Genomic DNA, 19,465 nt, shown 5'->3' with positions numbered 1-19,465 from the left:
CATCCCCCATGTTCAACGAACTGGAATCCATTCGCAATCGTTTGCTTGCTTACATTGAGTCGGCGTATCACTTGTCGGACCCGCAATTGGTCGGGTTACGTCGCGAGCTGTTGGAACAGCCGGAAGTGCTGTGCCATGCTCCGTTCATCGAAAGCTCGGCACGCTACGCGATCGGCAAGCCCTACAGTGAACTGAACATTCCGACCGAAGCGGAACAGTTGCTGTCGTTCTTGGCGACCAAGGAAGGCGGTGGCATCGTCTTCCCCCAACCTTACCAACACCAAGCACAGGCATTGGAGGCGGTACTGGGCAATGAATTGCGACACACAATCGTGACCACCGGGACCGGCTCGGGAAAAACCGAAACGTTTCTGCTGCCGATTATGGGCCGACTTGGTCGCGAGGCGGCACGGTCGCCAGGCTCGTTTGAGACGCGGGCCGTTCGAGCGTTGCTGCTATATCCGATGAACGCCTTGGTCAATGATCAACTATCGCGTTTGCGTCGTCTGTTTGGGGCACCGACGACTCGTGATTGGTTCAAACAGCACGGCGGCCGGCCAGTGAAGTTTGGACGCTATACAAGTCGGACACCGTTTCCCGGCGTGATTCCTGATGACACGAAACGCATCTCGCAAAAACTCGCTGGCCTACGGTTTTACGTGGACCTTGAACGACGAGCGGCGGACGGAGTTCAGGATGCAATCGAGCTGCTTGGCGCGATGCGAGCGATGGGAAAATGGCCCGCGAAGGATATCGGCAACGATCCCGGCCTGGCTCGTTGGCTTGGCTCGGGTGGGGCATGGAAAGATGCCAACGGCAACCTTCGACGCGCGGTGGAAAATCCCGACGATACCGAATTGCTAGCCCGTCATGAGATGCAGGCATCGGCACCAGACCTTTTGGTGACAAACTATTCGATGCTCGAATACATGATGCTGCGACCGATCGAGCGTTCGATCTTTCAGCAAACTCGTGACTACTTCGTCGCGAATCCAAATGAACGTTTCATTCTCGTTCTCGATGAAGCTCACTTGTATCGCGGTGCCCAAGGTACCGAAGTTGCGATGCTGATTCGTCGCCTGCGGCACCGCTTAGAATTGTCCGCCGATCAATTCCAAGTCATCACGACCAGTGCATCGTTTGAAGATGGAGAGCAAGCGAAGAAATTCGCGGCTGGCCTGACGGGCACGAACGCCACGGATTTTGCCTGTCTGCAAGGTACCAAGGAACCGGCCGAGCCCTCGTTCGCGGGAGACGAAGCCACCGCTCAGACACTGGCTGCGGTCGATTTGGGCGAACTACTCTCCGACGATGCAATCGAACGCGCAAAGGCGATTGCTCCGATGCTGGTTCTCAGTGCAGTCAGTTTGGAGGAACGAGTCTATGAACTTCAATCGAACCCGCATGATTCCACTCAAGTCAAAAGCAAAGTGAGTCTGGTTGGACTCACGAAGGAGGGAGAACTTCGTGAAGAGTCTCTGATTCTCGCGACGGGAGGTCGGAAGCAAACCGAACACGCATACCTAACGATCGTTTCGATGACTTGTTCAGATCCGAAGGTAACCGTCGAAGCGATTCGTGACGGTGGTTTTCGCGAATGCGTCGTTCGAAGCGACAACGACGAACTGTCGTTTGGCAAGCAGCTTCACTTCGGCATGGCTCGCATCCTTAATGAATTGCTGCGTCCGTTGCCCGTTACCGGAAGGTTGGTCAATTTGACCTCAGCAACCGAGGACCTGCATGATCAAGAGACGCACTCAGATCTGGGAGCACAGGAGATTGGTCGCTTAGCATCACGATTGTTCCCTGACTGCGGCTCTGAACACGCCAAAACGGCGACAGACGTTCTCGTCGAGGCCGCTTCCATGGCGCGAGCGACTCCCGAAGGCTCGCCTTTGATTGCAGCTCGTGTCCACCGCTTCTTTCGCGGTATCCCAGGAATCTGGGCGTGTGCGGATCGTTATTGCTCCGCTTTGCCAGCGGCGGCGAGAGGGAAGGGGCCGACGGGAAAACTAACTGTCCAGCCTCGTCGCGAATGCGAGTGCGGAAGCCGGGTCTTTGAGCTGTTGGCCTGCCGAAACTGTGGTACCGCGATGTTTCAAGCCTACGTTCAAAACGTTCGCAAGCCGACTTACCTTTGGACGGAAGATGTGGGGGAAATCGACGATGCTGAAGACGCCGTTCAGCCGATTCAGTTGTGCCTGATCGAACCAGAGAATCCCGATGGAACCCGCGGAAGGTGGCTGGAGCCAAAGACAGGCCGATTGTTCACGAATGCAACCGACTCGCCGTCTTGTCGCGAAGTCTTTGTTCCTGAACTTCAAGCGGGGGTTCAGCGGAAAGCCGGCTTGTTCGGAACGTGCCCACGGTGCCGTGTCCAGCACGCAAAGATTTCCGACATGGCGACCAAGGGCGATGAACCATTCCAACACTTGGTCTCCGCTCAGTTAATGTCGCAACCGCCGACTCCTGGTAATGAAACCGCGCTCCAGGGACGAAAGCTCCTTGTATTCTCTGATGGGCGACAACCAGCCTCGCGGCTCGCTGGAAAGCTGAAGTCGAATTCACTCCGGGATTCTGTGCGGCCGCTTCTGATCCGTGGGCTTCGCTACGTTGCTGAAAGGTGGTTTGAAGGAAGAACCCGTGACATCTCAATTTCGCATGCCTATGCCGCCTTGCTCTGCGGAGCGTTTTCTCAAGAAGTCTCGCTGCGTCCGAGTTTGAAGGAACGTGAGCAAGAAAATTTCAAGCGAGCAATTTCGGCAGTTGAGCAGCTCTGTCAATCACGCAAAGGGAGTCGCGCCGCATTCCTCGATGTATCGGAGCAAATCGCCGAACAGACGCCTGCGGACTTGCTGATCTCATTGCACGAGGTCATGTTCAACCCGCTCAGCGGCATGCAAAGTCTCGCGTTGGGGAAGTTCGTTCCCCTTTTGCCAGACTACGTTTGGGAACTGATGTCTTCCTTACCGGCTCCTGAACAGCCAGCCCAACTGCAATCAGAAGGTGAGTGGCGAAAAGCGTTGCTCGATTTTTGGATCGGATGCATGGTTCGAGTGCGAGCCGTTCGCCTGCCGGGGACACCCCTGGAATGGATCGGAACACGCGAGGGTGGCGTTAGGATTCAGCGAAGCGCCGGCAAATTCAACACCTTGATGACACAACGTGTTTCACCATCCTTTTACCGAGCCAACCTATCCGGCGGAAACGCTGGCACTGGGATCTGGCAAGTGTTCCTCCAGGAACGACTGGGGTGTTGCCTTACTGCTGATGAATACGTTCTTGATCCAAAAAGGATCGCGATTGATTTCGACACGACATCGTGGTTTCGGTGCGATAACTGCACGTCGGCTTTACCCTGCGATCCATTCGATACCGACATTTGTTCCGAATGTGGTTGTGAGGGAATGCTTCAGGAACTCTCGCGAGAAAACCGCAGCGTTCATGATGTCTTCATGACTCGCAAAGGATTCTATCGAAAGGATGTCGATGACACATCAATCGACCTTCGACCATTTGTTGCGGAAGAACACACAGCAGCCATTGGAGCCATTGAGTCGCAAGATGCTTTTTCGCGCGCCGAGTGGCACGAAATGCGTTTTCAAGATTTGGATGTAGACGGTCCCGGTGGAGAACCCGGAGGGATCGTTGATATCCTGAGCTGCACAACCACAATGGAAGTTGGGATCGATATCGGCAGTCTTACGGCCGTGGCTCTGCGAAACGTTCCCCCGAACCGTGCCAACTATCAACAAAGAGCTGGGCGAGCGGGACGCCGAGGGTCGGCATTGTCGACGGTTATCACGTACGCCGATCAGGGAACTCACGACCAGCGTTACTTCCGGCATCCGGCCGAAATGATTAGCGGCCCTGTCAAAGATCCCGTCTTGAACCTTGAGAATTCAGAGATTGTCCGTCGGCATGGGTTCGCACTGCTTCTAGGCCTGTTTCAACGTGAGCGAATCGATGGGACTGACGCAACGCAGCAGACCTCCAATCTTTTCTCGTCTCTCGGAAAAGTTGAGGACTTCCGCTTCGGCGGTCCCGAAGAGTTCAGCTACCGTGGTTTGGCCAGTTGGCTAGAAGCCAATGGAGAATCGCTGCTTCAATCCTTAAAGCAGATTGTCCCACGCGAGTTCTTGCAAAGCGACGCGGCGGATTCGATAGAAGCAATTCCATCATTGCTTCTAGCCGAACTAACCAAGATCGGTTGCGGGGAGGCGACACCGGAGCCGGTTGAAACGCCAGAAGAACGTAACAAGTCGGCTTTCGCCATGCCGGACGATGTATTCTACGACGAAGGGTACGACGATACGACAGCGGCTGGAAACGCGACGAATGAGGTAAGTCCGGAGATCCCGGAAACAGGCCGTCAAACGGTCAACCTGCTCGACCGTCTATTCGAGAAGGCGACGCTTCCGTCCTACGCTTTCCCAACGGACGTGGTTAGCATGACGGTGTTCGATACCAACCGTTCCAAGCCATTTCGCCGTCCTGTGATCAAGTACGCGCCGCAGCGTGGACTGGAACAAGCGTTATCGAGCTACGCACCCGGTCGCGAGATCTTTATCGACGGAAAACGGTTCTACTCATTTGCTCTTTACAGTCCAATGTTTGGCGATTTGAAAAGAGCTTGGGAGCAACGCAAGCTATATTTTGAGTGTGAAAAATGCGGGTACGCTCGACTAGAGGAACTTGATTCCGGATACATGGAAGACCAAAGGCTTGCATGTCCTTCCTGTGGCGATCAGTCAGGACTTGGTCCTGCGATCACTTGGATGGTCCCACCTGGATTCGCCCATCCAGCCGAGATGGAGGAGGAATTGGCTGTCGACCAGCCTCCAGACTACACACGTCCGACCCAAGCAAAACTGAAGGCACCGTTTAACGATCCAGACTTACCCGGCGAAGACTATGAATTCGGAAACCGTGGTTTCACAGTGTGGACCAAAAAAGAGGACTTGTTCCTGACCAACCGAGGCGCGGAGGGGCCCATTGATCGTGGATTCATACTTTGCACTTGGTGCGGCCGAATCGAACCGGCCGGATGGCGTGACCCAGACCGGGCGTATCTGAACAATTCCTATCGGACTCGCGCGAGAATCCCACATCCCAAACCGTTCCCGAATCATCGTGAAAAGCCGAATTGCACAGGTTTGATGAAGATTGTCAGCCTTGGAACAACGTTTCGGTCAGACGTATCGCTGTTTCGTTTCCGCATGGGCGACAACGTGATGTTGATGCCGGGAACTTCTCTCGCAAAAATTTGCTTGACGACAATCGCACAAGCGGTCGCACTCGTCGCCGCCGAAGACCTGGAACTTGATCGCGGGAACATCGGAGCTGAATTCCGTGCGGCCCAAACCCCTGGTGGCAAACAGGGAACCGAGGTGGATCTCTACCTCTACGACACGACACCTGGCGGTGCGGGATTCGTTAAGGCAGCCGTCCGTGACCCGGTCAAACTGCTTGCGGATGCTTCTGCTCTATTGAAAGCCTGCAGCTGCGGAACATCCTGTTACAAGTGCCTTCGCTCGTACGACAATCGTTTTTTACACCAAGACTTGGATCGTGAAATTGGTGCTGCACTTCTCGACCACATTCTTGGTCGCAGCGAGAAACCGTCGCTTGACGAACTAACGGAATCAAAGTTGCTGGAGACAATGGCCGTCGATTTAAGAGACCATGGCGAAACCGTGGTGGTCAAGCCTGGACATCTTATTCTCGAGTCACAAGGCGACAAAGTGATTGTGATCTCCCATGCTCTCCTACCTGGTGTGCCGGCAACGGAGGCCGCTAAGCAGGCCAGCCAATCCGGCCGTAACGTTGCCCAGCCAATTGACCATTTGTGCATCAAGCGAGCGTTACCAGTTGCCGTCGAGCGTTGCGGCACGTCGGTCCGGAATGAAATCACCGCATCGACTCCGCTTCCGGAAGGTTTGAAACGCAGCGATAGTGGGATTCCTCTCCACAATTGCCGCAGTGTGGCGTCGGGCTCAGCGACCGGTCAACCAAGAGCGGAGCTGAGTATCGCTGGCTATCAACCAGATCAGGTGATCCTGCTTGAAGTCGACGGCCCCCAAATGGAAAGATTCTCGCTTTCGGTCGGTGAAGAGAAAGTGAACTTGAATCCCGGCACGGTGCTTGTCTTTGAGCGATGCGACGAGCAGATGAATCAATCGAAGCACGATCGACAAATGTGGCTAATCGAATCGCCGACCGAGGCTTTCCGTGCCACCCGATGCTCGGTCACCTTTGCCATTTGCCAATGGAGTAAATGGCAAGAAAAAGACACTGTGCAAATCAGGTATTTATCAGCAAGTCGCAATGCCACCGGCCAGCGTGTGTCGCCCGAGACGATCAAAGTGATCGGTCGACCAATCGGGTTGGTTCGGCGTGGTGTTTACCATTCACTCGCCTGACAGAATGGCATCTTAACTCAGCAGGATTCACTATGGCGACTATGCGACCCGATATCGACCCAGACGACATTCCGTACGATTCAGAACGGCTTGTCTACCGTGCGTTGAAAGAACAGCTCGGCAATGAGTTTGTTGTCCTTCACTCATATCCCTGGCTGCGACCAGATCGCGATGGCACGTTGCGCGAGGGCGAAGCGGACTTCATCGTTTTGCATCAAGAGAAAGGCATGTTGGTGCTGGAGGTCAAAGGTGGCGAACTGCGATACCAAAATGCAACTTGGGAACGAAAGAAGAAGCACGGCTACGAGCCGATCACCGACCCGTTTAAGCAAGCTCGTGGCAGCATGCACTATCTCGTTGATCGAATCGAAAAACAGACCGCCGGCGATGTTCGGCCGCACCACTTCAGCTACGGTCATGCCGTTGTCTTTCCGCACGATAACTACACTGGTGCGATTCCGCCGGGGGCTGATGTGTCGCTGATTCTGTCACGGCGACAAATGAACTCGATGGATACGGCGATCGAGTCCGCGATGGCCAGTTGGCCACAACGCCCCACGCCGCTAAGCAACCATCAGTGGCGTCGAATGGCAACCGCTTTGTTGCCCGAGTTCAAACTGTTTCGCCCCATCGTCGGCAGTGCCAGCGATGTGTTCGACAAGATTCAAGAAATGACGGACGAGCAGATTGAACTGTTGGGTGGTTTGTACGAAGACAATAACCGCGTATACGTCTCCGGCGTGGCTGGCTCAGGGAAAACGCAGCTCGCGTTCGACCGAGCGATTCAACTGGCCAAGAATGATAATCGCACGTTGTTCGTTTGTTACAACCGACATCTGGCCGACCATCTTCGCCGGAGCCTCGATCAGCATCCCGACCAAGGGCTACTCGAAAAGCGATTGACGATTGCCCACTTCCATCAACTCGCTCGCGAGATCATCGAAGATGCAGGTGTTGATTGGGATCCGCCAGAGTCGCCTCAATCAGGTTCAAATTTCTTTGTCGATGATGTACCCGATCTGATTGAACAAGCCGCCTATCTTGCGATGGAGGAGGGGGAAGATGTGCAGTATGACGCAATTGTCATGGACGAGGCCCAGGACTTTCATTCTCGCTGGTGGGAAGTCTTACAATGCACGCTTCTGAAGAATGCCGAGGACGGGACGCTATTTGCGTTCGCCGACCCAGTCCAAAGATTGTGGGACTGGGCACCGGCCAAACCGCCGGTCGCGTTTCAAACGAAATACAATCTGCGTCGTAACTGTCGCAACAGTCGCTGGATCGCTCGCACCAGCACGACGATCGCCAAAACGGAGGCCAAGTTCTTCAAACGATCACCGCTTGGTGGGAAACCAGCGATCAGCACGGTGCCGACCCTTGCAGCAATGAAAGGTATCGTCTGTAAAGCCGTCGAAAACTTGGTTGGGCAACACGATATCGGCCCGTCACAATTGGTCCTGATCGGACCGCGCGGCCTCGAAAACGGATCACTCGCCGATGTATCGGAAATTGCTGGCATCGCTCTAACCAATGATACGCGTGCATGGAACCGCGGCGAGGGGATTTTGGTCACGACAGCCCGAAGCTTCAAAGGGCTCGAAGCGGATGTGGTTGTTGTCTACGATTTGGACCGAATCTCGAAAGGCTTTTCACATGTCGACTTGTACGTTGCCTGTACACGCGCCCGCTCGCACGTCCATTTTCTAGTTACCGGACGAGAAATGCTCGCCGACATTAAAGCCGCGATACAGAACGCCGGAAAGGAACTGGGAGAATAACTCGATGGAATCATTTGTCACCTACAGCCGCGATGAGTTCTCGAACAAGCTAGGACTCGCTGACTACCTTGAATCGGACCAGGACAATAGCGTCCCTTCGCCTTGGGGCATTGCTAGATTGATCCGACGGGAAGTTCGTCGCCATGGTCTCGCGACGCGACGTGAACTGCGAAAGGCAATCGAACCATTCTTGATCGCGGCTGGCTTTGAGGGAGATGCGAACAAGGCTATCCATTCTGTCGCAGTCCGAATGGTGGATGTTGGTGAACTGGCTGACTTGAAGGTCGAAAATCAACGCGGTTATTCGGCGATACCATCGCGTTGGATCAAGCTAAGTGACACGGACGCGGTGTTGTTGGGAACAACCGCGACGGAGACTCATCGATTTTCGTCGTATCACCCTAACCAATTCCTAAGAAGGTTTCGTCCGTCAGATGCGATTGTCACGGACCTGAATCGTATCGGTGTGAGCGAACAATCGTTTGAAGATTGGCTAGGGGAACCGAGCTGGAAATCGCTTAAAGACCAGAAGGATGGTATTGGCTCGCTCGCCGATCTTTTGGAATGGCAAATCAGCCAACTTGACCAAGAGGGCAGCCCATTGTTCATCAACGACACCAAGATCTTGGCAATCAATCATCGACCGGGTGAGTTCTTCGGAAGCGAGCGAAAGCCCGAACGCACTCGCTGGACATCTCCTAGCAAGCTTGATGATGGTATTTACTTGGGTGCTCAGCCTGGCCGAAACGAGCAACACTGGATCCCCATTCTTCTAAGAATCGACGGCAGTCAAGGCAAATCAATCATGCTCAACTGCCGAAATGATGCGATCGCTACCTACGAGTTAAGGAACTGGATGTTGATCGCGATTGGCGCAAGAAATGGGCAACCGGAGCTGATCGACGCCGACAACCATGATAGTGAAATCCAATGTACGTTCCCTGTTCCCTCGCAGATCAGCACCATACTTAGTTTGACAGGTGAGCCGACTGGTAGATGGCAGCGATATGCGGTGCTCGACGTACGACTGACCTACCAATGGCTCGTTCGTGCTGTCCCAGAGTTGCAGATTCGTCATCTGAATTGAGCCCCAAAAAGAAAACCGATGTCGTCACCCACAAGCCAATGCGTTTTATCGCAACAGCAGAAGACCAAGATTCAAAAGCTGCTTGGCGGTAACACTTCCGATCAGATCCTGCTGGCGGTGATATTGATCGAAACGTCGGGTGCCACGGCCGACGACGCTTTGGATTTGTTCTCGACTCCGATCATCAGCATCATTGTGAATACTTGGGATACTGAAGTTTGGAATGCCGTCGCACCACTTCTGCAGGAACACGAGACCCTCTGCCAAAGCTTCAGAGACTTTGTCGAGAAACGATTGCTCACGAAAAATCAGGACTTTCGCAAACGCTTTCTCCGAAATCTCTTTAGGCATGCAGCCAGCCCAGTCACCTCGTTGATGAAAGATTGTTGGTTTCTCTGCAAGCTCGATTCATGGGTTCTCAGCGAACTGCCGACGTTACCTGACGCCGCATTTGAACCGTTGGCCAAGTACAGCGTTGCGATGAGGCGACGAGTCGCTGGTTGGTACCTGGACTATCTCGCTAAAGTACTGGGAATTCCCGTGCTATAGTGTGCGTTTGCCGTGATCTTTGGACAGCGATCCTTGAAAGATGACATCTACGCCTTGCCGCATCAAATCAGCCGTCGTTTCGACTTGCGTCGCATCGTTGAAATCACGAAGTTCAACGATATTCAAACCTTGTCGATGCAGCATCGCTAAGTAGGCGGCTTCGTGAGCCAACCCATTTTCAGCAAGTCGATCGAGTCGAGCGTTGTGACCAAACGGAACCTCGATCTCGCCGTTGGCACGCCGCATGTCGAGCGATGTCGCATGCCTACAAGCCAAAAAGTTGGAAAGTTCGGTGGCAGAGAAGATGTAGTCGTGGTTGTTCTTTTTCATGCTTGCCGTGTGATTCAGGACTTGGGATTTCGGATTGGTACGCGATAGCGGTTGGCTTCTTCAGTCAAGGAAATCCACATCTTGACCGGGCCTAACAGAAGATTCTGGCCGCTGCTGCATGCCCGGAAACCGCTCGCATGATTGCCGTTGCGATCTTGGCCCCGCCCGCGTGCGACGGTTCAATCGGTGAGACTTCTGAGTAGTCGGTTGGATCGTTGCAGAGCAAACGCAAGTCGATCAGGTCGAGGCCGTTTTTAAACGCCGTTCGGGTGATGGTGTCGTTGATGATTGCCAGACCGGCCAGCGCCGCGTCGTCGAGTCCCGGTACGCAGTCGTAGATTGTGCAAACGGTCAGCGGCAGTTTGATTTGACGCAACTTGCCGATCACCTGCTCGTACTCATGCTCCAGCGTCGCAATGGCCACCTTCATTTTCCCGAGCGACGCGTACACGCTGTCGCTCGACTCGCCCATCACCGAAGATTGCAAGTACAATGCATCGTTGCCGCCGACGCTAAGCACCAAGTGAGTCGCTGCTTCGGGAATTCGTTCGATCTGCCGCAGGACCGAGTTGACCACTGCCCAGTCGACGGCAACCAGCGAAGCTGTGTCGGGCGCTGTCAGGTTCGCGAATAAGTGCTCGTGGACGCTGTGGCCGTCGGGGACGTAGATCTTGTTGTCAAAGATCGAATCGCCCAACAGACAGATGTGCGTGGTAGTGATCATGCTTTTAAGCCATTGTGGTTTTGCGGTTCTTAACGTAGTGGACGAGGCGACGAGTCCCGTCCCGCTGGACTTGTCGCCTCGTCCACTCTCAGTGATCCCAAACGCAGAAAAGATCAAGCGTCGAACAGATCACCGATCGCATCGCCCATCATGTAGTGGATATCAGTCCGCGATTCCCAATCGGCGAGTGAGAACTCATCGGCGATCTTTTGCAACCGCTCAGGTGTTGTCGTGTTGCCGTGATAAACGATGCTGGTCTTCTTTGTCGGCGACCATAGCACTCGGCCACGCGGCACGCTGAAGTATTCTTCAAAATCAGTCAGACCCAATTGCATCGCCGCGTCGGGCCAAAGGTCGTTGTGCGCGTCATCGCTATCGCACAACCCGGTCGCTCGATCGACTTCGCCAGGAGCGTGTGGGAACGAAACGATCTGCGATCCGTTGTCCCACCAGATTCCAATTTGTGGTTACTTATTCAAATTCATGATCGGTACGCCGTATTTCCGCATTTCGAGTCTGGACAAACGGTTTCACCCAACCGCACTGCCTCACCGCAGTGTTCACAAAAGCGCCGTCGTTCCCGGCCAAGAGCTTCACAATCATCTTTTGCATCTTCCTGGCTCCCTTTCGTCGTTGTGTTTTCACAAAATGCTCCATCCCTCAACCTTGTCATCGGGCCGCCGCGGTCGCGACAAAACTTCCCATCGTCTTTCACGATAAATGCTGTCGCCATGAATTGTCTCCTTGTTCGACGTAGTTCAAAACCTGATGAATATTGGGGCGTTCGTAGCCCTCCCTCTTCGCTCCCTTACCGGTCTGCTCATCGGCCGCGAGTTTCGTCATGTTGGAACGGTGCACTTCGTCGAGCAAAGGTTCAACCGGCATTCCGGTCGCGACCGCATCGCCCAGCAACACGGTCATACGATCGGCCCACGCGTCCGCCGCAGCCACCAAGTCATCTTCGCCATGAGCCTCGATCCATTCAGCCAATTCTTCGACAGCCATCAACGCCCGCCGAGTCAATTGCGTCTTCTGGCTGTCACGGCGATTGAATGAATCGACGGTCTGCCGGAGTGTTCGTGCCAGATCGCGATCAAGGTTAGCATCGTGGTCGAGCAGCTTCAGTGAGTCGGATACGGTTTCGCCGATTTGTAACTGTTCACGGTTTAGCGCGTACGTCGAGCCAAACTGCTTGAGTTAGGTTCGATTCTAGCCGATTGGTAGCAGCGGCGGCGGTCGCTGGCCGCGAAAGAAATGCTCAAGCGATGTCCGCAGAACTCGACGATGAGCAACTCACCCACCAAAATTCACCACCAGCGTCGCTGGGGCGGTGGGAGCTGCGCGCCGAGAAACTCCGCAGCCAACCGCGAAACCTTCATCAAGCTTCGCTTGATTAAGGACTAGGTAGCCGCAGCTCTCAAGATTCGATTGCGTGCCCACCGGGCCGCGTTGTCCCAACGTCTCGCGGGAGCCTCTCCCGCGTTGCATGACAGAGACTCCAGCCTGAGCTGACTCAGCAGGACAAAACCTGCTTCACCAATGAATCCGGTGCACGGGTTTCTTATTCGTCGTCGTGAACGAATTTGGCTCTCCAATTTGGTTCGAACGCAAAACCAAAAAGGTACTCACCGGGTCGGCGTGCAGGTGATCGTGGGCGGTCGCGCTGCGTGATTGACTCGCTGCACTATCTGGCATGGCAAACAGGGTGCAGCGGAGATGGGTGACCGTCGCCGGCGTCCCCGTGACAGCAAAGTACCACCACACGTGGCCCCCCTCACTTTGCCGTCCCACCCAATGATACGCATGTGCGATCTCGGGTGATTGTTTAGCTGCCGTCACTTCGCTTTGCGTGCCAAAACGAAGTCGCTTTCGAAGGACCGTCAACGCAGCATTCTGTAACTCCTCGGGCTCCTTGACGAGGTCCTCCACCGAGGACTTCGATACCGAACGGAGGAGCTGTTGCTCATCGGCGATACTCACACGCAGCGCAACTTCGACTTGCTGTGTTTTCTCATTGAACCGTAGTTCTGCGAGCGACTCCTGCGCGGGGTGCAGGAGCGTGACCGACATGAGTAGGCAGGCGAGAAGGCTCATTCGTCGTCGCCCTCATCCGATTGTGTCTTGGCGGCCTTCTTCTGACTGGGCTGCTTTTTCATTGGCCGAGCGACCTGTTTGTCCTTGCCCGTGTCGCTCTGCTCATCGGCCTCTTTGTCCGACTTTTTATTCTTCATTGCGTCCAGTTGAGTCTCCGACTCTTCATTCTTGCGGGACTTGTCCGACTTCTTTCCAGCCTTGTCAGCCTGCGCGGGGGCGGCTGATTTTGCCTCCGCCTCGTCCGACGCTTTCCCATCATCTTTCGCGGCGTCCTCGTCAGCTTTTTTCGCAGCCTCGGCTGCTTTCCGCATGGGATTGCCTCCATCCTTCTTACTCTTGTAGAGCTCGAATCGGGTGGGCTCGATCTTAGGTGGCCAATGGTTGTTGCTCTTGTCCGTGTCGGCGATCTCTCGCTTAGGATCGATCTCAAACCGCACGATTTCCTTCTCAGTCAAAAATACTTTCTTGACCTCGTTGGAATTGTATCGCCAAATTTCCGGTGGCAGCACGACGTGCTCTTGCGTGTTGTCGGCGTAATGGATTCGCAGGGGAATTGGCATTACCAATCCACCCTTGTTGAGAAACTTGACAACATAGAACTTGGTGGTCCGGCGCAGCATCGCCCGCTGCTCCTCGTCAAGCGACTTCAGATGCTTTTGATAGGCTTCCCGGTCGGACTCTTCGACCTTGTCTTCGTCATAATCAGGAGCGTTGTAGAAGTCTTTTAGTCCAGGCTGCCAATCAATGCGCCGCTGTAGCTCACTGTCGCGTTCTTTGGACAACGTTTTTTCCTCGGTTTCTTCCTTGCGCCGCTTCCGCTCATATTCATCGTCAGGATCGCCACTGTCGATCAAGAATAGTTCGACAGAGTCGATTGCGATGTCGACGTGGTCGGTGCTGTAAAACCAACCTCGCCAGAACCAATCAAGATTCGTGCCTGCGGCGTCTCCCATCGTCCGGAAAAAATCTGCCGGAGTTGGGCGTTTGAATTTCCATCGGCGGGCGTACTCGCGAAATGCAAAATCAAATCGCTCGCGCCCGAGCACTGTTTCACGCAGGATGTTCAGTGCTGTGGCAGGCTTGCCGTAGGCGTTGTTGCCGAACTGCAAAATCTCGTCGCTGCCGGTCATGATTGGCCGCTGATTGCCACCTCGCATGTAGGGAACAATTTTTTCAGCCGGTCCCCGGCTCGACGGATAGTTCTCTTCCCACTCTTGCTCAGCAAGATACTGCAAAAACGTATTGAGACCTTCGTCCATCCACGTCCATTGCCGTTCGTCACTGTTGACGATCATCGGAAAGAAGTTGTGACCGACCTCGTGGATCACCACGCTGATCAAACCGTATTTGGTCGCCTTGGAATACGTGCCATCTTTCTCCGGCCGCGGTCCATTGAAACAGATCATGGGATATTCCATGCCATAGATCGGTCCGTTGACGCTGATCGCAACATCGTAGGGATATTCGAACGTGTATCGCCCATAAACCTCGAGCGTGTGTGCCACGGACTCCGTCGAATACTGGCTCCATAAGGGCTCGGCTTCATTGGGATAGTAGGACATCGCCGTCACCGTGCGATCACCAACTTTCACGGACATCGCGTCCCAAATAAACTTACGACTTGCTGCCCATGCGAAATCCCGCACGTTCTCGGCGTTGAAGCTCCACGTTTTGGTCTGCTCCGCAGAATCCTCCGACTTTTTCGACTCACTCTTCTTCGCTTCATTCTCCTTTGCCTCCTCGGGCGTGACAATGAAGGTGGGCTTCTGCTTATCCGCAATGGAACTGAGCCGCTCAATCCACTCCTCTTTCAACACTTCGTGAGGATTCGACAACGTACCAGTGGCGGCCACGACCATGTCCGCAGGCGTGGTGATGTTGACGCGGTAGTCACCGAGCTCAAGTGTGAACTCACCCGCCCCTAGAAACTGATTGTGCTGCCAGCCGGTGTAATCGGTGTAAGCTGTCATGCGAGGGTACCACTGTGCAATTTCGAAGATCGCGTTGTCGTCCTCCTCAAAATACTCAAACCCACCACGAGCGCGGATCAGCGTCGCGTCGACGATATTGTAGTGATAAGTGATGTCAATTCGGGTGGACTCGCCCGCAGCCAACGGCTCTGCCAAGTCGACTCGCATCATCGTGTCGACGATCAAGTGCGATAACGGACTGGGTTGCCCTTGGTCGGCATCAGCGCCCTCATCCATGGCTCCTTGCGTGACCGCGTCAATTTTGTATCCGCCATCAAATGTCTGCTCGGTAAGCAGCGTTTGCACAGACGAAAACGAGGCACGACCCGCCAGCGAGGGAGCCGGGCGGCTCATGATTGCCGCAGAATCTTTCCGGAAACGATTCTGGTCGAGCTGAATCCATACGTAGTTCAGCTCATGGGGTGAGCGATTGTGGTAAGTGATCGAGCAGCGCCCCGAAAGACTGCGTTTGGCAGCATCGAGTGTCACGTCAATGTCATAGTCAGCACGCTGCTGCCAGTACAGCGGTCCAGGAGCCCCTGACGCCGTTCGATAGACCCCAGGTGTCGGGAGCCAACTCTCGATCGAGTAAAATGGGTCCGTGGAATCGGCATGCTTGGGATTGCTCAGTGGCTGGGCCGACACTGAGGCAGTCACCAGGAAACCGAGAACTATGAATGAGAAAAATCGGATCACAGAGCACCTCCAACGCGAACGAGTCAAAGCGGACATCATAGTTAGTCTGCGCAAGATAACACGGGGGTACTACAGCTTAGGACGTCGCAGCAGCCATCAAAGCAATGCTGCGAACGTTTCTGTGATTCTCCACCGTTGGCAGAGAGCGGCTGCGAACGAATCCCCCAGCCTTCACCTACGGTTCCCAATTGTACATTGACGGGCATTTGCTGGTCGGTTCTCGTACGCTCTGCGGTCGACAAACCAACTCCAGGCCTGTGGCCTGATTTGACTTGTGTATAACTGACAGTCACACCGCCCCCTGAACCAATAGACACAAAAATTCTTCCACTCTCCTACTCTGGCCTTATTCATGAATTCAGCGGAAAAATCAGCATCCGTAAGCTCCCACGAACTGCCGACGGGCTTCCGCTTTGCCGGTGCCACCGGCGGCATTAAAGCCAGCGGCAAATCGGACGTGTCGCTGATCGTGTCTGATCGTCCCTGCGTGGCCGCCGCCGTCACGACCACCAATCAGGTTTTTGCGGCGCCGGTGCAAATCTGTCGCGAGCGAACGCCCCGTGCGACCTGCCGTGCTGTCATCACCAATAGCGGGAATGCGAATGCATGTACGGGCCAAGAAGGCATCGATGACGCGATCGCCATGTGTGGACAGGTTGCCAAACTCATCGGCTGTGATGCCGAAGATGTCTTGGTAATGAGCACCGGCGTCATCGGCCAGCGCCTGCCGATGGAGAAGGTTCAGCGTGGAATTGAACTGGCCAGCGAAGCACTCGGTAGCAGCGAACGCGATTTTCTAGCCGCTGCGGATGCAATCTGCACGACGGATAGCTATCGCAAGACCGCGTCGACCACCTTTCAGACGGATGGAAAGACCTACCGAATTGCAGCGATGTGCAAGGGAGCAGGCATGATCGCGCCCAACATGGCCACGATGCTGGGCGTAATCGTCACCGATTTTCCCATGAGCGGCCCAGAGGCTCAGGCATCACTAAGTCGAATCGTCGAACGGACATTCAACCGGGTCAGCGTCGATGGCCACACGAGCACCAACGACACAGTGGTCTTACTGAGCAGTGGCGCAGGCGACTGGGTCACCTCCGACGAAGCTGCTGCCGAGTTTGTGGAAGCGGCAACCGACACCTGCTTGAAACTGGCCAAGCTCTTGGTTGCCGATGGCGAGGGCGCCGTTCGCTTTTTTGAGGTCGCCGTCGAGGGCGCGAGCAACGATGCTGACGCGCTGACCATTGCCAAGTGCGTTGCGGCGAGTCCACTGGTCAAGACTGCGATCCAAGGCGGCGATCCCAACTGGGGACGAATCGTTTCCGCAGCGGGATACGCGGGACCTCCCATCGAAGTCGGTAAAACATCGCTGTCGATCGAGGGGCACTGCGTATTTCGCGACGGCCGTCCGCTTGCCTTTGACGCCACCGACATGAGCGGCCGGATGAAGCAAGCCTCCGAAGTGAAGCTGTTGCTGAGAGTCGGCGACGGCTCCGGTGCATCGAAATATTGGTCGAGTGATTTGACCGAAGACTACGTTCGGTTCAACTCGCTATACACGACCTAGATCCCGTGGGGGTTGTGGCGTCCTACCGCTGGGAAATATCCTGTTAGAAAAAAATCGATACGAAAAAAACGCGATGAGGAAACTCATCGCGTTTTTCGTGAATCAGATCGATCGGTTAGGCTGACGCCAAACTAATCCTTGGAGCTTTCCATTTCGGTTTCAGCACCCTTGGGGGTGTTATCGTCATACTTAGCTTCCGGGATCGCGTCGTTGTCGCGAACGGGAATGACTTCGTGGTAGACAGCAAACTCTTCGTCTTGCGACTCGCTATCTTGACTGACGGCTTCTTCGGTCACATTTGCAGCCGCCGAGATCGCCTCGATGACCTTGCGTTCGACGATTTGGTTTCGCAGTGCGTCCATTTGGCCCGACTTTTCAAAGCGAGCACGCACCTTGCGGGGCGACGAATCGCTTTGCTCGGCGATCAGTTGGATTTCTGCCTCGAACTCTTCGGGCAGGGCGTCGATGTTTTCATTTTCAGCAATTTGCTCGAGGATGAAGTGTTCACGCAGTGATGCCTCGGTACCGGCTTGCAGGTTCTGGCGACTGGCGTTGACGAACCGGCGAATCATGTCTTCATCGAATCCGCTGCGACGGAATTCGAGTACCTTGCGATCGAGCTCGCGTCTGGTTTGACGATTAACCAATGCCGGGGGCAGTTCGAACTCAGCGCCCTGGAGCAACTGCTCAACGATGGAGCTCCGCATTGCTTGCTCGGTGCGGAAGTTAGCCTGACGTTCGAGCGAGTTGCGGACAAAGTCTCGCAATTCGGTTTCGGATTCGAACTCGCCCAACTCTTCCAAGAAATCTGCAGTCAGTTGCGGCAGCTCAAGCTTCAGAACTTCCACGACGGTGAATTCGACGTCGATTTCCTTGCCCTGCATTGCTTCGTCACTGTGACCGTCGCTCAGTTTGGCCTTGCCCGTGATGACGTCACCTTCCTTCGCGCCCGTCATCATTTCGCCGAAGCTATCGCAGACGGCATCGGACAGGCTCAAACGATTCGATAGTGTGACGCGTTCCTCATCCATTTCGGACAGGGTGCGATCACCATCACGGAAGACCGCAGTGATGAGCAGTTTGTCCCCGGACTCTGCAGGGGCATCGCTCGCTTCGAGCGTGGCATAACGGGCCAGTACTCGTTCGAGAGCTGCGTCGATATCCTTCTCGGTGATTTCTTCGACGGGCTTCGTCAGGGAGAGGCCTTTCCAATTCGGCGTCTCGAATTCAGGGCGAACTTCGATACTGAATTGGTATTTGAAGGGTCCCTCTTCGGGTAACTCGATCGACTCATATTCAAAGTCGGGTTCACCGATGGCAGAAAATTCCGCTTGCTCGGTAACCTGGCTGAGGCTGTCCATCAGCAACGAGCCTTTGACGCGTTCCTCGATGCGATCTTTGAACTGCTTTTCAACCAGTTTCCGAGGTGCACGGCCGGCGCGGAACCCGGGCACTTGGGCATCGGGGACGAGTTCGTCGTAGGCCTCTTTCAGGTAGCGATCAACTTCGCCGCGCGGGATGGTCACAACAACTTCACGGAGGCACGCTTGTGGTTTTTCCACGGTGACTTCCAGTTGCAGCGGAGCCTTGCCGAGCGACTCATCGGTCGCGGTGGGATCAGTGTCGACGGACGTGGACATCCTGTATTCTTACTTATGCCAGAGGAGGGCGTCCCGAATGGGAGGGGCCGCCGCGGGACGGGAACTGTGTTTGTGTTTTACGGCCGTGCCGATGCAGGCACCGTGACCGAGAGAATCCCGCAAGTGTAATGCCCAGAGAGTCGACAAGGCAAGCCGACAGAGGAAAACTTCGACGAGGATTCCCGCACCCTCAAAAAAAAATTCGCAGGCGGAAAAAAAGATGGCTAGACACCCTTGTCACGTGGCCAGACGCTTCTATACTCTAGCCCACACGACAGGAGATGAGTCGCCAACAACAGCAACTCACCTGCAGGAATGTGTCATCACGCTCCTGTGCGTCCCCAACTTCTGTCCTGCCACGCGGCTGTAGCTCAGTTGGCAGAGCATCACGTTGCCAACGTGATTGTCGTCGGTTCGAATCCGATCAGCCGCTCTTGAAAAAAGCCATCGATATCGAATCGGTGGCTTTTTTTGTGCGCCCATCGCCGTACCACCTAGAACCACCGTCCCGATCCTGCGTCTTCAGGTCTCGGTCCGACGGTTCAATGTCGATGCCCTGAGCAGTTGACGCCCTGAGCAGTCGATGCTCTGAGCACCCTATCGCT

General features: G+C 54.9%; 13 protein-coding genes and 1 tRNA gene. 7 read left to right on the top strand and 7 right to left on the bottom strand.

Annotation, left to right across the window (positions count from 1 at the left end):
* Window positions 1–8 precede the first annotated feature (8 nt).
* From Poly21_RS20625 to Poly21_RS20610, 4 genes are read left to right on the top strand one after another with little or no spacing between them, the layout of a single operon-like run.
* Window positions 9–6,422 (top strand): DEAD/DEAH box helicase, encoded by a 6,414-nt coding sequence (locus tag Poly21_RS20625; RefSeq protein WP_146408962.1) that lies wholly within the window; start codon window positions 9–11, stop codon window positions 6,420–6,422.
* Window positions 6,423–6,454: 32 nt separating this feature from the next.
* The gene (locus Poly21_RS20620; protein ID WP_146408961.1) at window positions 6,455–8,200 is read left to right on the top strand and encodes an NERD domain-containing protein; all 1,746 of its coding nucleotides are present in this window, start codon (window positions 6,455–6,457) and stop codon (window positions 8,198–8,200) included.
* Between the two features lie 4 nt (window positions 8,201–8,204).
* Entirely contained in the window at window positions 8,205–9,287 is a 1,083-nt protein-coding gene (locus Poly21_RS20615) for a hypothetical protein (protein ID WP_146408960.1), read from the top strand.
* A gap of 18 nt (window positions 9,288–9,305) precedes the next feature.
* Window positions 9,306–9,836: a hypothetical protein gene (locus Poly21_RS20610; RefSeq protein ID WP_146408959.1), complete on the top strand. Its 531-nt coding sequence runs from the start codon at window positions 9,306–9,308 to the stop codon at window positions 9,834–9,836.
* Here Poly21_RS20610 and Poly21_RS20605 read toward each other — a convergent pair.
* The 4 genes from Poly21_RS20605 to Poly21_RS20590 form a co-directional block, all read right to left on the bottom strand.
* Window positions 9,831–10,166: a hypothetical protein gene (locus Poly21_RS20605; RefSeq protein ID WP_146408958.1), complete on the bottom strand. Its 336-nt coding sequence runs from the start codon at window positions 10,164–10,166 to the stop codon at window positions 9,831–9,833. The two genes, Poly21_RS20610 and Poly21_RS20605, sit on opposite strands and share 6 nt — an antisense overlap.
* Before the next feature lie 91 nt (window positions 10,167–10,257).
* Window positions 10,258–10,890, bottom strand: coding sequence for an SGNH/GDSL hydrolase family protein (locus tag Poly21_RS20600; RefSeq protein ID WP_146408957.1), 633 nt, complete (start codon window positions 10,888–10,890; stop codon window positions 10,258–10,260).
* 113 nt (window positions 10,891–11,003) lie between these two features.
* A complete protein-coding gene (locus tag Poly21_RS20595) occupies window positions 11,004–11,225 on the bottom strand; it encodes a hypothetical protein (protein ID WP_302119917.1) in 222 nt (73 codons plus the stop codon).
* Between the two features lie 376 nt (window positions 11,226–11,601).
* Window positions 11,602–11,976: a nucleoside triphosphate pyrophosphohydrolase family protein gene (locus tag Poly21_RS20590; protein WP_302120334.1), complete on the bottom strand. Its 375-nt coding sequence runs from the start codon at window positions 11,974–11,976 to the stop codon at window positions 11,602–11,604.
* Window positions 11,977–12,155: 179 nt separating this feature from the next.
* Here Poly21_RS20590 and Poly21_RS27780 point away from each other — a divergent pair, with 179 nt between their 5' ends.
* Entirely contained in the window at window positions 12,156–12,287 is a 132-nt protein-coding gene (locus Poly21_RS27780; protein WP_302119915.1) for a hypothetical protein, read from the top strand.
* A gap of 136 nt (window positions 12,288–12,423) precedes the next feature.
* On the opposite strand, the gene Poly21_RS20585 is transcribed toward Poly21_RS27780, so the two are convergent.
* Together Poly21_RS20585 and Poly21_RS20580 are read right to left on the bottom strand one after the other, a co-directional pair.
* A complete protein-coding gene (locus tag Poly21_RS20585; protein WP_146408954.1) occupies window positions 12,424–12,984 on the bottom strand; it encodes a DUF6702 family protein in 561 nt (186 codons plus the stop codon).
* Entirely contained in the window at window positions 12,981–15,686 is a 2,706-nt protein-coding gene (locus Poly21_RS20580; protein WP_302120332.1) for a M1 family metallopeptidase, read from the bottom strand. Before Poly21_RS20580 ends, Poly21_RS20585 begins: the two co-directional genes overlap by 4 nt.
* A 316-nt stretch (window positions 15,687–16,002) precedes the next feature.
* On the opposite strand from Poly21_RS20580, the gene argJ reads away from it, so the two are divergent.
* Window positions 16,003–17,220 carry a bifunctional glutamate N-acetyltransferase/amino-acid acetyltransferase ArgJ gene (gene argJ, locus Poly21_RS20575; protein WP_146408952.1) on the top strand — a complete coding sequence of 406 codons (1,218 nt, stop codon included), beginning with the start codon at window positions 16,003–16,005 and terminating at the stop codon, window positions 17,218–17,220.
* 131 nt (window positions 17,221–17,351) lie between these two features.
* On the opposite strand, the gene tig is transcribed toward argJ, so the two are convergent.
* On the bottom strand, window positions 17,352–18,860 hold the full coding sequence (gene tig, locus Poly21_RS20570) for a trigger factor (RefSeq protein ID WP_146408951.1): 1,509 nt from the start codon (window positions 18,858–18,860) through the stop codon (window positions 17,352–17,354).
* A gap of 360 nt (window positions 18,861–19,220) precedes the next feature.
* On the opposite strand from tig, the gene Poly21_RS20565 reads away from it, so the two are divergent.
* Window positions 19,221–19,293, top strand: a tRNA-Gly gene (locus Poly21_RS20565).
* The last annotated feature ends 172 nt before the right edge of the window (window positions 19,294–19,465 follow it).

Origin of the sequence: Allorhodopirellula heiligendammensis (assembly GCF_007860105.1) — a bacterium.
Classification (GTDB): Bacteria; Planctomycetota; Planctomycetia; order Pirellulales; family Pirellulaceae; genus Rhodopirellula; species Rhodopirellula heiligendammensis.
The sequence above is the reverse complement of the archived record's forward strand: the minus strand, read 5'-3'. Positions and strand labels throughout refer to the sequence as shown.

What these genes read in the sequence shown, in the direction of transcription:
- argJ (WP_146408952.1), top strand. Translation starts at nt 16,003, where the DNA reads ATGAATTCAGCGGAAAAATCAGCATCCGTAAGCTCCCACGAACTGCCG.
- Poly21_RS20580 (WP_302120332.1), bottom strand. Translation starts at nt 15,686, where the DNA reads ATGTCCGCTTTGACTCGTTCGCGTTGGAGGTGCTCTGTGATCCGATTT.
- Poly21_RS20620 (WP_146408961.1), top strand. Translation starts at nt 6,455, where the DNA reads ATGGCGACTATGCGACCCGATATCGACCCAGACGACATTCCGTACGAT.
- Poly21_RS20610 (WP_146408959.1), top strand. Translation starts at nt 9,306, where the DNA reads ATGTCGTCACCCACAAGCCAATGCGTTTTATCGCAACAGCAGAAGACC.
- Poly21_RS27780 (WP_302119915.1), top strand. Translation starts at nt 12,156, where the DNA reads ATGTCCGCAGAACTCGACGATGAGCAACTCACCCACCAAAATTCACCA.
- Poly21_RS20615 (WP_146408960.1), top strand. Translation starts at nt 8,205, where the DNA reads ATGGAATCATTTGTCACCTACAGCCGCGATGAGTTCTCGAACAAGCTA.
- Poly21_RS20595 (WP_302119917.1), bottom strand. Translation starts at nt 11,225, where the DNA reads ATGCAATTGGGTCTGACTGATTTTGAAGAATACTTCAGCGTGCCGCGT.
- tig (WP_146408951.1), bottom strand. Translation starts at nt 18,860, where the DNA reads ATGTCCACGTCCGTCGACACTGATCCCACCGCGACCGATGAGTCGCTC.
- Poly21_RS20605 (WP_146408958.1), bottom strand. Translation starts at nt 10,166, where the DNA reads ATGAAAAAGAACAACCACGACTACATCTTCTCTGCCACCGAACTTTCC.
- Poly21_RS20585 (WP_146408954.1), bottom strand. Translation starts at nt 12,984, where the DNA reads ATGAGCCTTCTCGCCTGCCTACTCATGTCGGTCACGCTCCTGCACCCC.
- Poly21_RS20600 (WP_146408957.1), bottom strand. Translation starts at nt 10,890, where the DNA reads ATGATCACTACCACGCACATCTGTCTGTTGGGCGATTCGATCTTTGAC.
- Poly21_RS20625 (WP_146408962.1), top strand. Translation starts at nt 9, where the DNA reads ATGTTCAACGAACTGGAATCCATTCGCAATCGTTTGCTTGCTTACATT.